At 64.0% G+C, this 13395-nt stretch carries 9 protein-coding genes; 5 read left to right on the top strand and 4 right to left on the bottom strand.

Going from position 1 to position 13395, the window contains the following annotated elements:
- Positions 1-30 precede the first annotated feature (30 nt).
- The gene (locus M2427_RS28800; protein WP_280710258.1) at positions 31-1833 is read right to left on the bottom strand and encodes an ABC transporter ATP-binding protein; all 1803 of its coding nucleotides are present in this window, start codon (positions 1831-1833) and stop codon (positions 31-33) included.
- 119 nt (positions 1834-1952) lie between these two features.
- The gene (gene galE, locus M2427_RS28795; protein ID WP_280710257.1) at positions 1953-2966 is read right to left on the bottom strand and encodes a UDP-glucose 4-epimerase GalE; all 1014 of its coding nucleotides are present in this window, start codon (positions 2964-2966) and stop codon (positions 1953-1955) included.
- A gap of 126 nt (positions 2967-3092) precedes the next feature.
- Here galE and M2427_RS28790 point away from each other — a divergent pair, with 126 nt between their 5' ends.
- Positions 3093-4130 (top strand): glycosyltransferase family 4 protein, encoded by a 1038-nt coding sequence (locus tag M2427_RS28790; RefSeq protein WP_280710256.1) that lies wholly within the window; start codon positions 3093-3095, stop codon positions 4128-4130.
- Between the two features lie 266 nt (positions 4131-4396).
- Here the strand turns inward: M2427_RS28790 and M2427_RS28785 are convergent, their stop codons facing one another.
- Positions 4397-5836 carry a DUF1254 domain-containing protein gene (locus M2427_RS28785; protein WP_280710255.1) on the bottom strand — a complete coding sequence of 480 codons (1440 nt, stop codon included), beginning with the start codon at positions 5834-5836 and terminating at the stop codon, positions 4397-4399.
- A gap of 524 nt (positions 5837-6360) precedes the next feature.
- Positions 6361-7422 (bottom strand): lipopolysaccharide heptosyltransferase II, encoded by a 1062-nt coding sequence (gene waaF, locus M2427_RS28780; protein WP_280710254.1) that lies wholly within the window; start codon positions 7420-7422, stop codon positions 6361-6363.
- Between the two features lie 172 nt (positions 7423-7594).
- Here waaF and rfaD point away from each other — a divergent pair, with 172 nt between their 5' ends.
- The 4 genes from rfaD (at position 7595) to M2427_RS28760 (ending at position 13395) form a co-directional block, all read left to right on the top strand.
- Positions 7595-8575, top strand: coding sequence for an ADP-glyceromanno-heptose 6-epimerase (gene rfaD, locus M2427_RS28775; protein ID WP_280710253.1), 981 nt, complete (start codon positions 7595-7597; stop codon positions 8573-8575).
- Between the two features lie 12 nt (positions 8576-8587).
- Positions 8588-10072 carry a D-glycero-beta-D-manno-heptose-7-phosphate kinase gene (gene rfaE1 / locus M2427_RS28770; protein WP_280710296.1) on the top strand — a complete coding sequence of 495 codons (1485 nt, stop codon included), beginning with the start codon at positions 8588-8590 and terminating at the stop codon, positions 10070-10072.
- Entirely contained in the window at positions 10069-11355 is a 1287-nt protein-coding gene (locus tag M2427_RS28765; protein WP_280710252.1) for an O-antigen ligase family protein, read from the top strand. Before rfaE1 ends, M2427_RS28765 begins: the two co-directional genes overlap by 4 nt.
- Before the next feature lie 129 nt (positions 11356-11484).
- Positions 11485-13395 (top strand): SDR family NAD(P)-dependent oxidoreductase, encoded by a 1911-nt coding sequence (locus tag M2427_RS28760; RefSeq protein WP_280710251.1) that lies wholly within the window; start codon positions 11485-11487, stop codon positions 13393-13395.

Raw genomic sequence — 13395 nt, 5'->3', positions numbered from 1 at the left:
GGTCTCGCTGCTCTTGAGGTGGGACGAACTCTATGCCGTTGCGCTGATCGGCGCCAGAGTGCCGGCATCGTGATGTTGCAGGCGGAAGAACGAGGCGTAGCGGCCGGAGCGGCGGAGCAACTCGTCGTGCCGGCCCTGTTCGACGATCTCGCCGCCCTCGACCACCAGGATGCTGTCTGCGTGCATGATGGTGTGCAGACGATGCGCGATCACGATGGTGGTGCGGTTCTGGCAGAGATGCTCGATCGCCTCCTGCACCTGCTTCTCGGACTCGGAGTCGAGCGCGGCGGTGGCTTCATCGAGCAGGATGATCGGCGCATTCTTCAGCAGCGCACGCGCCACCGCAATGCGCTGGCGCTGACCGCCAGAGACCTGCGTGCCGTGCTCACCGACCGGCGTATCGTAGCCGAGCGGAAAGCCCATGATGAAGTCATGCGCGCAGGCCGCTTTAGCCGCCTCGATGATCTCGTTCTCGCTCGCGCCCGACTTGCCGAAGGCGATGTTGTTGCGGATCGTGTCGCGGAACAGATAGACGTCCTGGCCGACATAGGCGGTCTGCGCCCGCAGCGATTTGCGCGAGACCGCGCCGATCGACTGGCCGTCGATCGCGATCGCTCCTTGCGTCACCTCGTAGAACCGTAGCAGCAGCGCCAGCACGGTCGACTTGCCGCCGCCGGAGGGGCCGACCAGCGCGGTGACCTTGCCGGGCTCGGCAACGAAGCTCATGCGGTTGAGCACGGTCTCGCCCGAGCGATAGGAGAAGCTGACGTCGCGCAGCTCGATCCGCGCCTCTGTGAGCTTCAGCGCCGGCTTGTCGTCGTCGGAATGCTCGCTCGCCGGGCTGTCGACGACCTCGAGCAGCATTCGGGCGCCGACCAGCTGGCTGTTGAGGTCGATGTTGAGACGCGCCAGCCGCTTCGCCGGCTCGGTCGCCATCAGGAAGGCGGTCATGAAGGAGAAGAACGCGCCGGGCGTGGCGTTGAGCGCGACCACGCTGTAGCCGCCATACATCAGGCAGCCGGCGACCGCGAAGCCGCCGAGCATTTCCATCAGCGGATTGGAGCGATTGGCGACGCGGGCCATCTTGTTGGCATTGCGCTCGACGATGGCAATGTTCTCGTCGATGCGCTTCTGCATGGTGTCTTCGAGCGTGAACGCCTTGACGGTGCGGATGCCCTGCAGCGATTCCTGCATCGTCTCCATAATGTCGGCGGTGCCGGTGAACTGATTGTAGGCGAGGCCCTTGATGCGCTTGACCAGCTTGCGCAGCACCAGCATCGCCGGCGGCACCGCGACGAGGCCGATCAGCGACATCAGCGGATCCTGCCACACCATCACGCCGATCATGGCAACCAGCATCAAGAGGTCGCGCCCGATCGCGTTGACCAGCATGTTGAGGACATCGGTGATCGACTTGGCGCCGGCCGTCAGCCGCGCCAGGAATTCGGACGAATGCCGCTCGGAGAAGAAGCCGACGCTCTCGCGCATCAGCTTTGCGAACAGCCGGCGCTGGTTGGTCGCGAGGATGGCGTTCGAAATCTTGGTGAGGATCACCATGTGGCCGTATGTCGCCATGCCCTTGACGAACAGCAGGATCACCGTGATGCCGGAAAACATCGCGATACCCGGGATGTTCTTGTCGACATAGGCCTGGTTGATGACCTGGCCGAGCACGTAGGTCGCGCCTGCGGTGGCGCCCGCGGCAGCCGCCATCAGCGTGAAGGCCATGAGGTAGCGCCGCCAGTAGACGACCCCCTGTTCCATGACCAGGCGGCGAATCAGGATCGCTGCCGCATAGGGATCGTCGGTGATTTTCTTTGGAAACTGCGCCATCCGGTGTCCATTGACGGCCAAGGCGAAAAGCCTGCCCGCGCGTCAGGGATCGAATGGCCTCTGTGCCCGCTAAAGGCAAGGTTTTCAAGCCCAATTAAGGGCTTGCGCCTGGACGGATTCTAGGCCGAGGCGGCGTGGCGGAGCTCGCCGTGGCGCTCGCGGAACAGCTTGTCCTCCCAAGCCAGCGCGTGGGCTGCGATGGTCTCGAGGTCTTCGTATTGCGGCTTCCAGTCGAGCAGGCCGCGGATGCGGCTGGTGTCGGCGACCATGGTCATGATGTCGCCGGGGCGGCGCGGGGCGTATTGTACGGCGAAGCTGCGGCCCGAGACCCGGCGCACGGCATCGATGGTTTCCAGCACCGAATAGCCGCGGCCATAGCCGCAATTCAGCGTGGTCGAGGCGCCGCCATTGCGCAGATAGGCGAGCGCCGAGCGATGCGCCTGCGACAGGTCGGTGACGTGGATGAAGTCGCGGATGCAGCTGCCGTCCGGGGTCGGGTAATCAGTGCCGAACACGTCGATCTTGGCGCGCTGGCCGGTCGCAGCCTCCACTGCGATCTTGAGCAGATGCGTGGCGCCCACGGTGGCAAGGCCGATACGCGCCTGCGGGTCAGCTCCTGCGACGTTGAAATAGCGCAAGGTCACGTACTGCATGCCGTAGGCGGCGGCGACGTCGTGCAGCATGATCTCGGTCATCAGCTTCGACGAGCCGTAAGGCGAGAGCGGCCGCGTCGGCGCGTGCTCGGGCACCGGCACCTGGTCGGGATTGCCGTAGACGGCGGCGGTCGAGGAGAAGATGAAGCGATTGATGCCGCGCTTGACTGCGACGTTGAGCAGGTTGCGCGCGGTCATGAAGTTGTTGCGGTAATAGCCGAGCGGGTCACGCATCGATTCCGGCACGACCACGGAGCCGGCAAAATGGATGATGCTCTCGATGTTGTGCTGGGCGATCACGCCTTCGAGCAGATTCTCGTCGCCGGCATCGCCGATGAACAGCGGCACGCCCTCGGGCAGATAGGCGGAGAAACCGGTGGAGAGATCGTCGATCACAACGACGTCCTCGCCGGCTTCCGCCAGCGCCATAACCGTGTGACTTCCGATATAGCCGGCGCCGCCGGTGACTAGCACAGTCATGATCTCACCCGTCTTCGATCAAGGCGCCAAGTTAACGGTTGCGTGGTGAAGAGGGGGTATCGGCGGACCTGAACTGGTCACTATGCTTAATGTTGCGTATAGGGGACCGACCAGACGGAGCATGACGTGGCGAATTCCCCGGACGATCTGCAAGTGATCGTGCCAAATCTGCACAGGCGCTATTCCGGGGTCACCGCGACCAACCGGATGGTGGCGCCACGGCTGGCAAAACTTGTTCGCGCTGCATGGTTCGGCTCGGACGCGCCGGAGGGGATCGCACGGCTGAGCGCCGCTGATGTCCTGAAACTATGGCGCCGCAAGCGGCCTGTGATCTGGCACGCGCGCCGCAACAACGAGATGATCGCAGGCGTGCTGCTCCGCACGCTCGGCTGGCCGCTCAAGCTGGTCTTCACCTCCGCGGGGCAGCGGCATCACACCTGGATCACGCGCTGGCTGATCCGGCAGATGGACGCGATCATCGCCACCTCGGACATCTCGGCGTCGTTCCTGAAAGTGCCATCGACGGTGATCCCGCACGGCGTCGACACCGACGTCTATGCGCCGCCGGTCGATCGCGCCGCGGCGTTTGCGGAAAGCGGCTTGCCGGGCCGCTACGCCATCGGTTGCTTCGGTCGCGTCCGCGCACAGAAGGGCACGGATGTGTTCGTCGATGCGATGTGTCGCCTCTTGCCGCGCTATCCTGATTTCACGGCCGTGATCGTCGGCCAGGTCACGGCCGAGCAGACGCCCTTTGCGAACGACCTGAAGAAGCGCATTGAGGCAGCGGGTTTGCAATCGCGCATCGTCATCACCGGCGAGCTGGGAGTCGAGCAGGTGCAGCGCTGGTATCAGCGGCTGACGATCTACGCCTTCACCTCGCGCAACGAAGGGTTCGGCCTGACGCTGATCGAGGCGATGGCGGCCGGCAGCGCGCTGGTTGCCGCGCGCGCAGGAGCCGCGACGCTGGTGGTCGAGGATGGCGTGAGCGGCGTGCTGATCCCGACCGGCGATGCCGATGCGCTGGCGGCGGCGCTGGAGCCGCTGATGCGGGATTTGGCTCTAGCGACGGCGATGGGCGAGCGGGGGCGGGCACGGGTGCTTGCGAAGTTCAGCCTCGATGCCGAGGCGGCGCGAATTGGCGAGGTTTATCGGCGGCTGCTTTGAGCCGCTTTTCCAAACCCGCGAAAACAACCCCATGCACAGTAGCCGTTGCCAGCTGAATCAACGGCTTGCACAGCTCGCGCCATGGACCTGCGGATTTTGCGAATTTCGTTTGCTCCGTCGGGCAAAACACCTGTATAGAGGTATGATCGCAAAGTCTGTCGAAGCCGTTCCTGGCGTCGGCTGGCAAGCTGGCTTCGACATCCGCTGATCGAAATCGCAGTGAGCCCGATGCGCGCTCCGATCCGCTCGGGCCCACAGGCTTGAACCTAGGTGCCGGCTACTTTCTGAACGCCCGGTGGTGACCAGCTGCCGTTGATGATCGATGGCGACTTGTCGTTGGGCCAGTACATCCGCAACATCAAGACGAACTTGCCAGCCGGGGCCGGCAACCAGTTCGATTCCTTGTCAGGTCCCGGAGAGTCCTTCTGGATGTAGAGATCAATCGAACCGTCCGCGTTGGGCTTGAGGCTCTGCCGGGCACTGATCGAGTAGCGGTTGATCGGATTGGCGACGAAGAAATAATTCTCATCGTACATCGTCAGAGACCAGAATCCGCCAACGGGCGGCAGCTGGCCCTTCGGGAAACGCACGACATATTTGTTGCTGCCGACGTAAGCCTTGCCATCGGCGTCCTTCTGGGACGTCGGATAGCAGGCGTCCTGGATGCGATTGGCGCCAAGCCCAATGGCCGTGACGAAGGCGCGGTTGAGATACTCGGTGCCGTAGATGCCGGTTTCCGTGTCGAACATCCAGCCGTTGACGTTCTTGACGGCTTTGTTGACCTTGAACTGCAGCATGATCCGGTCGAAGGCGGCCTGCGGAATGCGCTTGGAAAACGCAGCATCGAGCTTGCTGGCGTCGAAATCCTTGCCCGGCACCAGACCGATCTTCGCGAATTTTGCAACTTCCACCGCATCAGCCGGCACGGGTGGATTGCGCTTCATCAATTGAGCAAGCAGCGTGAAATACGCAACACTATCCATGCGGTTGACCTGGTCGCGCACTGCCGTCTTCATGTCGATTGATGGATCGACCTTGGCCGCTGGCGGCGTGAACGTCTTGCCATACGAACTCAAGGGCACCAGCTTGAATTCATCCTGCGCGGCATGAACGGTCGCATAGTCCTCTTGTGTACCGGTGCAATAGATGCGCCCTAAAATCCAGACAATGCTGGTCGGCGACTTGTACTCCTTGACGCCCGATGGAAGCGTCCCTTTCCACCCGGGGCCGGTGATCGCGTAGGTCTGGGCCTTGGTCCCCGTCGTTCGCTTTCCAGGGACCTGGAATACATTGGTCCAGCCGTCGAGCATCGGAAAAAGGAAATAGCGTTCCTTCATGTCGGGCATGCTCAGGATCCAGGGCTCGTCTCCGACGTCGAGCCAGGCTGTGGTGTAGAGCGTATCGGCATTCGGCGCGGTAACGTCCCGGAAGGTGGCGTCGGGATAGGAGCGGAGCTTGATGAATTGCCCCATCGGACCTCGCGTGCCCTCGACCGCAGAGACGTTCGTGACCACGCGGCGAGTCAGCTCCATCGTCACCAGCGGATAGCCGTAGACGTAAGCATCGGTGGCGAGCCAAAAATCTTCACCGCCTTCGATCGCGCGAAGCAGCGGTCCTTCGTATTCGGCGCGGCTCGAAGATAAAGCGAGGGCGGAAAAGGCGGAGCCCAAAGCTGCGGTCATGAGATGACGACGTGTGAAATGCATGAGCTTGCTCCCGGTCTTATGACTACGACATTCAGTCCTGATGTCTTCGAGCGAACCTCGATCGTTATGAGCGCACATTCATCCGGCGCGCGGCTGAGCTGCAGTGAAGGCTTGCCGAACATGTTGCGCGTTGATGCAGGTCAACGGCGCAGCGTGTCTTCGCGTATCTCGTTCGAAAATGCGTTTGTGGCACGCTCGTATGAAAATTGATTCTGGTGTCGGAATACTGCCTACGCACCGCTTCAGCTGATCGTCGCCGAAAGTGCCCAAGTTGCGCGAATGCCGCGAACCCGGGTGAGGATCGCTGATCCTCTGTGTGCAAGTTGTTGAATGTAGCATGCGATGAGCCACCGCCCAGGTTGGCCCTGGCTCATTGCGCTGCCGTGCGGGCACCGTCGCTGAAGGGGTAAGGTAGACGCGGCCATCGTCACGTCAGCCCGAGGCTTGATAAGGTCGTGGTCTAACGGTGGCTAAGCCACGCAGATAGCAGATAGGTGCGCTAATGGCGCCGCAGTGCGCTTAGCTCAGGTCTCGACCTTGGTCCCCAGCACCCGCTGCGCAATCGTCACCACCTCGCTCGCCCCGATATCTCGCATGCAGCGGTGGTCGTTCATCTTGCAGATCGTGCTTTGGCACGGCTGGCACGACAGTACGCTCTTGTTCTGGACGACGGTTGCGGCGAGGCCGTTGAGAGGGGCCCATAGATAGGGGCTGGTCGGGCCGAAGATGCCCATGGTCGGCGTGCCCAAGGCGGCCGCGATATGCATCAGGCCTGAATCGTTAGAGATGGCGACGCCTGCTGCGGCCATGGCGACAACGCCGTTGCGCAAATCGGTGCCGGTGAGGTCCCGCACGCCGGGGCCGCCGGCTGCGACGATCTCCTGGGCTAAACCTTTTTCCGCGGGGCCGCCGACCACCCAGACCTCCAGCCCGCGTTCGACCAGCAGGCGGGCGGCTTCCGGATAGTAGGTCCAGCGTTTCGACACGCCAACCGAGCCCGGGGCGAGCGCCACGGCGGCACCGGCGCTCAGGCCATTGGCCTGGCGCCAACGGGCGATCTCCTCAGCCGGAACCCGCAATTGCGGCACCGGCCATTCCGGGGGCAGGGGCGCACCGTCCGGCTGGGCGAGAGCGGCGTTCTCGTCGATGAAGCGGGGCAGCTTTCGCTCGCCCCAGCGCCATTGGTTGATCAGTCCGAACCTGAACTCGCCGACCCAGCCGACCCGTTCGGGGATGCCGGCCAAGGTCGGGGCAATGGCGGCCTTCCAGGTGCGGGGCAGCACCAGGGCCGTGCCGTAGTTCCGCTCGCGCAGGAGCTTGGCGAGGCCGAACTGGCGGCGCAGCGCCAGGCGGCTGCGGGGAAGGTCCCAGACGATCCCGGCGCGTACGCCAGGCATGTAATCGACCAGGGGGGCGCACAGAGTCGTGGTTAAAAGATCGACCGGCCTATTCGGCCAGCGTTCCTTGAGGACCCGGACGACGGTGTGATTCCGGACGAAATCGCCGATCCACATATAGGGGACGATCAGGATCGGACGCGTGTCGCTCCGATCGTCACCTCCGATAAATTGTGAATCTTTGTTCATTCGTTAATGGGGCCGCAAACGCTCTGATCAGGCGGTTCGGTTAGCCGCTCCGGGCCGGCAGGTAAAGCAGGGACAGCGCGAGTCCAAGAGCGCCTGCCCAAAATGCTTACACTTTGGCGGATGATGCGCTACGGCAGGGTTCGGGCCACGAAATTCGGGCAGGGTCGTTGGAATGTTGCTGGTGACCGGCGGAGCCGGTTTTATCGGATCGAATGTCGTGGCTGCGCTGAACGAGGCCGGCCGCGCCGACGTCGTGGTCTGCGACCTGCTCGGCAGCGATGGCAAATGGCGCAACCTCGCCAAGCGCCAGCTTGTGGATATCGTGCCCCCGGCCGAACTGCCCGACTGGCTGAAGGGCCGCAAGCTCGATGCCGTGATCCATCTCGGGGCGATTTCCGAGACCACCGCGACCGACGGCGATCTCGTCATCGAGACCAATTTCCGCTTTTCGATGCGCCTTCTGGACTGGTGCACGGCGAACGCAGTGCCGCTGATCTACGCGTCCTCGGCCGCGACCTATGGCGACGGTGCGGAAGGCTTTGACGACGACGCCTCGCCGGGCGCGCTGAAGAAGCTGCGGCCGATGAATCTCTACGGCTGGAGTAAGCAGCTGTTCGATCTCGCGGTCGCCGGGCGCGTCGCGTCCGGCGAGAAGCTGCCGCCGCAATGGGCTGGCTTGAAGTTCTTCAACGTGTTCGGTCCGAACGAATACCACAAGGGCACGATGATGAGCGTGCTGGCGCGCCGCTTCGACGACGTCAAGGCCGGCCGCGTCGTGCAGCTGTTCAAGTCGCATCGCGACGGCATCGCCGATGGCGACCAGCGCCGCGATTTCATCTATGTCGACGACGTCGTGCGCGTGATCTTGTGGCTGCTGGCGACGCCTGCCGTCTCCGGTCTCTTCAACGTCGGCACCGGCAAGGCGCGCAGCTTCAAAGATCTGATGCTTGCCGCCTACGCGGCGCTCGGCACCAGGCCGAACATCGAATACATCGACATGCCCGAGCAGATTCGCGGCAGCTATCAATATTTCACCGAGAGCAAGATCGATCGGCTCCACCGCGCCGGCTATAACGGCGGCTTCACGACGCTCGAGGACGCGGTGAAGGCCTATGTCGGGGACTATCTCGACCGGCCGGACCGCTTCCGCTGAGGTTCCAGGATGATGCCGACGCCCATTCTCGATTTTGATGCCCTGGCGCACGCCATCTCCGGCTGCACGGTGCTCTGCATCGGCGACATCATGCTGGACGAGTTCGTCTATGGCGAGGTCTCGCGGATTTCGCCCGAGGCGCCGACGCCTGTGATCGCCGCCCAGCGCAGCGAGATTCATATCGGCGGCGCGGGCAACGTCGCGCGCAATATCGCCTCGCTCGGCGCGCGCTGCGTCTTCGTCGGCCTCGTCGGCGAAGACGATGCCGGCGCGCGGCTCAAGGCCGCGCTGGCGGACTATGCCGGGATCGAGAGTGCGCTGGTGTGCGACCCGACGCGGCCGACCACGCGAAAGGTCCGCTTCGTCTCCGAGCATTTCTCCACCCATATGCTGCGCGCGGATTGGGAGCAGGCGGTCGCGGCCTCCGACGAAGTCGAGACGAAGCTGATCGAGGCGATCCTGCCGCAGATCGCGCGCGCCGATATCGTGCTGCTGTCAGACTATGCCAAGGGCGTGCTGACTGCGCGCGTGATCCGCCACACCATCGATGCGGCGCGAAAAGCAGGCAAGCGCGTGATCGTCGATCCCAAGAGCCTGAACTGGGCGATCTATCGCGGCGCCACCCTGCTCACACCCAACCGCAAGGAATTTTCCGAGGCGACCCGCAGCCGCGCCGATACGCCGCAAAGCATCGTCGATGCCAGCGAGGACGTGATGCGGCTCGCTGATTGCGAGGCGATCCTGGTCACGCAGGGCGAGCAGGGCATGACGCTGGTGCCGCGCAGCGGCGAGGCCGTTCACGTCCCGGCCTTCCCGGTGAAGGTGCGCGACGTGTCCGGCGCCGGCGACACCGTTGCCGCCGCGCTTGCGGCCTCGCTCGCGGCGGGCGCGGACTGGGACACGGCGCTGCGCATGGCGAGTGCGGCCGCCGCGGTCGCCGTCGGCAAGCAGGGCACGGCCAGCGTGAGCGTGGCGGAGCTGCGGCGAAAGATCCTGCCGCATGCCACGCTCGCGGCCGAGGAGAAGGTCATGAGCGCGCCCGATGCGCTCGAGGCCCGGCTCGCCGAATGGCGCGGGGAGGGCTTGCGCGTCGGCTTCACCAATGGCTGCTTCGATATCCTGCATCCCGGCCACGTCAAGGTGCTGACCGCAGCGCGTGCCGCCTGCGATCGGCTGATCGTCGGGCTGAACAGCGACGCCTCGGTGCGGCGGCTGAAAGGCGCGGATCGCCCGGTCCAGGACGAGCGGGCCCGTGCCGAAGTGCTGGCCGCGCTCGAAGCCGTCGATCTCGTCGTCATCTTCGAAGAGGATACGCCGATCGACCTGATCAGGCGGATCACGCCGAGCGTGCTGGTGAAGGGAGGCGACTACACCCGCGAGCAGGTGGTCGGCCACGAGGTCGTCGAGGCCGCGGGCGGAGTGGTCGTGCTGGTCGACATCCTCCAGGGCTTCAGCACGACGGCGCTGGTGCACCGCGCGCGCGGGGAGATCAAGTGACGGCACTTGCCCAGGAGACGACCGCCCAGATGCTGTGGCGGCGTTTTCGCAGCCCGGTGGCGTGGAGCGAGACCGTCGATTTGTTCGCGATCCTGACCGCGGCCTCGTTGCCATGGTCGACGTCGCTCACGGCCATCTTCAATGCCGCGTTCCTGGTCTGCATGGTGCCGTTTCTCGACGTCAGGGCATTCCTGCGATCGCTGACGCGCCCGATCTGCGCGGCACCGATCGCGCTGTTCGTGCTGGCGCTGGTGGGGACGCTATGGTCGGACGCGGCGTGGGGCGTGCGCCTTTACGCGGTCGGGCCGACCGTCAAGCTGCTCGTGCTGCCGGTGCTGCTCTATCATTTCGAGCGCTCCCCCCGCGGAAACTGGATCTTCGTCGCATTCCTGGTGTCCTGCGCGCTGTTGTCGGTGATGTCCTGGCTGGTTGCGTTCTATCCGGGACTGTCGCTGAGACCCTATGACCCCCTCGAGCGCGGCATCTTCGTCAAGAACTACATCGACCAGAGCCAGGAATTCGCGCTGTGCGCGGTCGCGCTCGCCTATCCCGTGATGATGCTGTTGCGCGAGAAGCGGTACGCGCCCGCGGTTCTGCTGACGGCGCTCGCGCTGAGCTTTCTTGTCAACATGGCCTTCGTGGTGGTGTCGCGCACCGCGCTGGTCACTGTGCCGATCATGCTCGGTGTGTTCGCGCTGCTTCATTTGAAGTGGCGGAGCGTCGCGATGATCTCTGCCGCATTGATCGCCTGCGCCGTCGTGGCCTGGCGAGCCTCACCGCAATTGCGCAAGACCGCCGACACTTTTGTCAGCGACTATCAACTCTACACCCAGCGGAATCTTCCGACATCCATGGGTGAACGCCTCGAATATTGGCGGCATGCCGTTCAGTTCTTCGTTCATGCTCCGCTCGTGGGGCACGGCACCGGTTCTACGCAGGGACTGTTCGAGAGAGCCGCGCAGGAGCCCTCATGGGTTCGGGGCGTCAGGGTTTTTCCGAACCCGCATAACCAGACGCTGCATGTCGCCATCCAGTGGGGTGTCATCGGCATCGGGGTTCTCTACGCGATCTGGATCTTTCATTTTCAGCTGTTTCGCGGCGAGGGGTTTGCCCAGTGGATCGGTCTTCTGGTCGTGGTGCAAAACGCCTTCACCTCGTTGTTCAACTCCCATTTGTTCGACTTCCACGAGGGCTGGATGTACGTCATCGGCGTCGGCGTTGCCGGTGGCATGGTGTTCCGGGCACGACAGGCCGAGGCGAAGGTGGGGGAAGCGGGTTCCTGAGCGGCCGCGAGGCTCGCAAGTCTTGAGCTGGCAAGTCTTGAGCTGGCAAGTCTTAAGCTGGCAAGTCCCGTCGAGATGGGCTATCAGCGCGGTGAGGTTGCACCCATTAGGATTTTCATTGGTCGGCGGATGACGCGTCTTTCGCATCTCACTTTGCGCAATTTCATGATCGCGCTCCACGACCTGCTGGCGACGACAGCGGCGCTGTTCGCGGCGTTCTATCTGCGTTTCGAGGGGGGCGAGGGCTTCTACGATCGTCTGCCACTGCTGTTGCAGATCCTGCCCTATTTCCTCGCCTTCAGCGTGGTGGTGTTCTTCATCTTCAACCTGACCACGACGAAATGGCGCTTCATCTCGCTGCCGGACGCGATGAACATCATCCGCGTCGCGAGCGTGCTGACGGTTGCGCTGCTGGCGCTCGACTACATCTTCGTCGCTCCCAATGTCCGCGGCGCCTTCTTCCTCGGCAAGGTGACGATCGTCCTCTACTGGTTCATCGAGATCTTCGCGCTCAGCGCCTTGCGGATGGCCTATCGCTACTTCCGCTACACACGGGTGCGGCGCCACGCCCGCACCGAGGATGCCGCGCCGACACTGCTGATCGGCCGCGCCGCGGACGCCGAGGTGCTTCTGCGCGGCATCGAGAGCGGTGCGATCAAGCGGATTTGGCCGGTCGGCGTGTTGTCGCCATCAAACGCGGATCGCGGCCAGTCGATCCGCAACGTGCCGGTGCTGGGCGGGCTCGACGACATCGAGGACGTCGTCGCCGACTTCGCCAAACGCAACAAGCCGATCACGCGCGTGGTGATGACGCCGTCGGTGTTCGAGCCGGAGGCCCATCCGGAATCGATTCTGATGCGGGCGCGCAAGCTCGGTGTGATCGTCAACCGCATGCCCTCGCTGGAGAGCGGCGACGCCCCGCGGCTGACGGCTGTCGCAGTCGAGGATCTGCTGCTGCGGCCGAGCGAGAAGATCGACTATGCGCGCCTCGAAGCCCTGATCCGGGGCAAGGCGGTGATCGTCACCGGCGGCGGCGGTTCGATCGGCTCGGAGATCTGCGAGCGTGTCGTCGCCTTCGGCGCCGCGCGCCTGTTGATCCTGGAGAATTCCGAGCCGGCGCTCTACGCGGTCACCGAGACGCTCGCCGCACACGGAGCGCATGCTGCGATCGAGGGACGGATCGCCGACATCCGCGACCGCGAGCGCGTCATGCGCCTGATGGCCGAGTTCAAGCCTGACATCGTGTTCCACGCGGCTGCGCTCAAGCACGTGCCGATCCTCGAGCGCGACTGGAGCGAGGGCGTCAAGACCAATATCTTCGGCTCGATCAACGTGGCCGACGCTGCGCTTGCCGCCGGCGCCGAAGCCATGGTGATGATCTCGACCGACAAGGCGATCGAGCCGGTGTCGATGCTGGGCCTGACCAAGCGCTTCGCCGAGATGTACTGCCAGGCGCTCGACCATGATCTTGCCGCAGGTAGCGGCGCGAAGCGGCCGATGCGGCTGATCTCGGTCCGGTTCGGCAATGTGCTGGCTTCGAACGGCTCGGTGGTGCCGAAATTCAAGGCCCAGATCGAGGCCGGCGGCCCGGTGACGGTGACGCATCCCGACATGGTCCGTTATTTCATGACCATCCGCGAGGCCTGCGACCTCGTCATCACGGCGGCAACGCACGCGCTCGGCGCGGCGCGGGCCGACGTTTCGGTTTACGTCCTCAACATGGGTCAGCCGGTGAAGATCGTCGATCTCGCCGAGCGGATGATCCGTCTCTCCGGCCTGCAGCCCGGCTACGATATCGAGATCGTATTCACCGGCATGCGGCCGGGAGAGCGTCTGCACGAAATCCTGTTCGCATCGGAAGAGCCGACCCGCGAGATCGGAGTCGCCGGCATCATGGCCGCACAGCCGAACGAGCCGCCGATGCAGACGCTGCGCAAATGGATCACGGCGCTCGACCAGGCGATCGCACGCGACGACCGGGCGACCATCAGGACGATCCTGAAGGATGCGGTCCCCGAATTCGGGTCGACCGCGGCCTGA

It is taken from the genome of Bradyrhizobium sp. BR13661 (assembly GCF_029892425.1).
Lineage (GTDB): Bacteria > Pseudomonadota > Alphaproteobacteria > Rhizobiales > Xanthobacteraceae > Bradyrhizobium.
The sequence above is the reverse complement of the archived record's forward strand: the minus strand, read 5'-3'. Positions and strand labels throughout refer to the sequence as shown.

What these genes read in the sequence shown, in the direction of transcription:
- M2427_RS28800 (WP_280710258.1), bottom strand. Translation starts at nt 1,833, where the DNA reads ATGGCGCAGTTTCCAAAGAAAATCACCGACGATCCCTATGCGGCAGCG.
- M2427_RS28785 (WP_280710255.1), bottom strand. Translation starts at nt 5,836, where the DNA reads ATGCATTTCACACGTCGTCATCTCATGACCGCAGCTTTGGGCTCCGCC.
- M2427_RS28760 (WP_280710251.1), top strand. Translation starts at nt 11,485, where the DNA reads ATGACGCGTCTTTCGCATCTCACTTTGCGCAATTTCATGATCGCGCTC.
- rfaE1 (WP_280710296.1), top strand. Translation starts at nt 8,588, where the DNA reads ATGCCGACGCCCATTCTCGATTTTGATGCCCTGGCGCACGCCATCTCC.
- rfaD (WP_280710253.1), top strand. Translation starts at nt 7,595, where the DNA reads ATGTTGCTGGTGACCGGCGGAGCCGGTTTTATCGGATCGAATGTCGTG.
- waaF (WP_280710254.1), bottom strand. Translation starts at nt 7,422, where the DNA reads ATGAACAAAGATTCACAATTTATCGGAGGTGACGATCGGAGCGACACG.
- galE (WP_280710257.1), bottom strand. Translation starts at nt 2,966, where the DNA reads ATGACTGTGCTAGTCACCGGCGGCGCCGGCTATATCGGAAGTCACACG.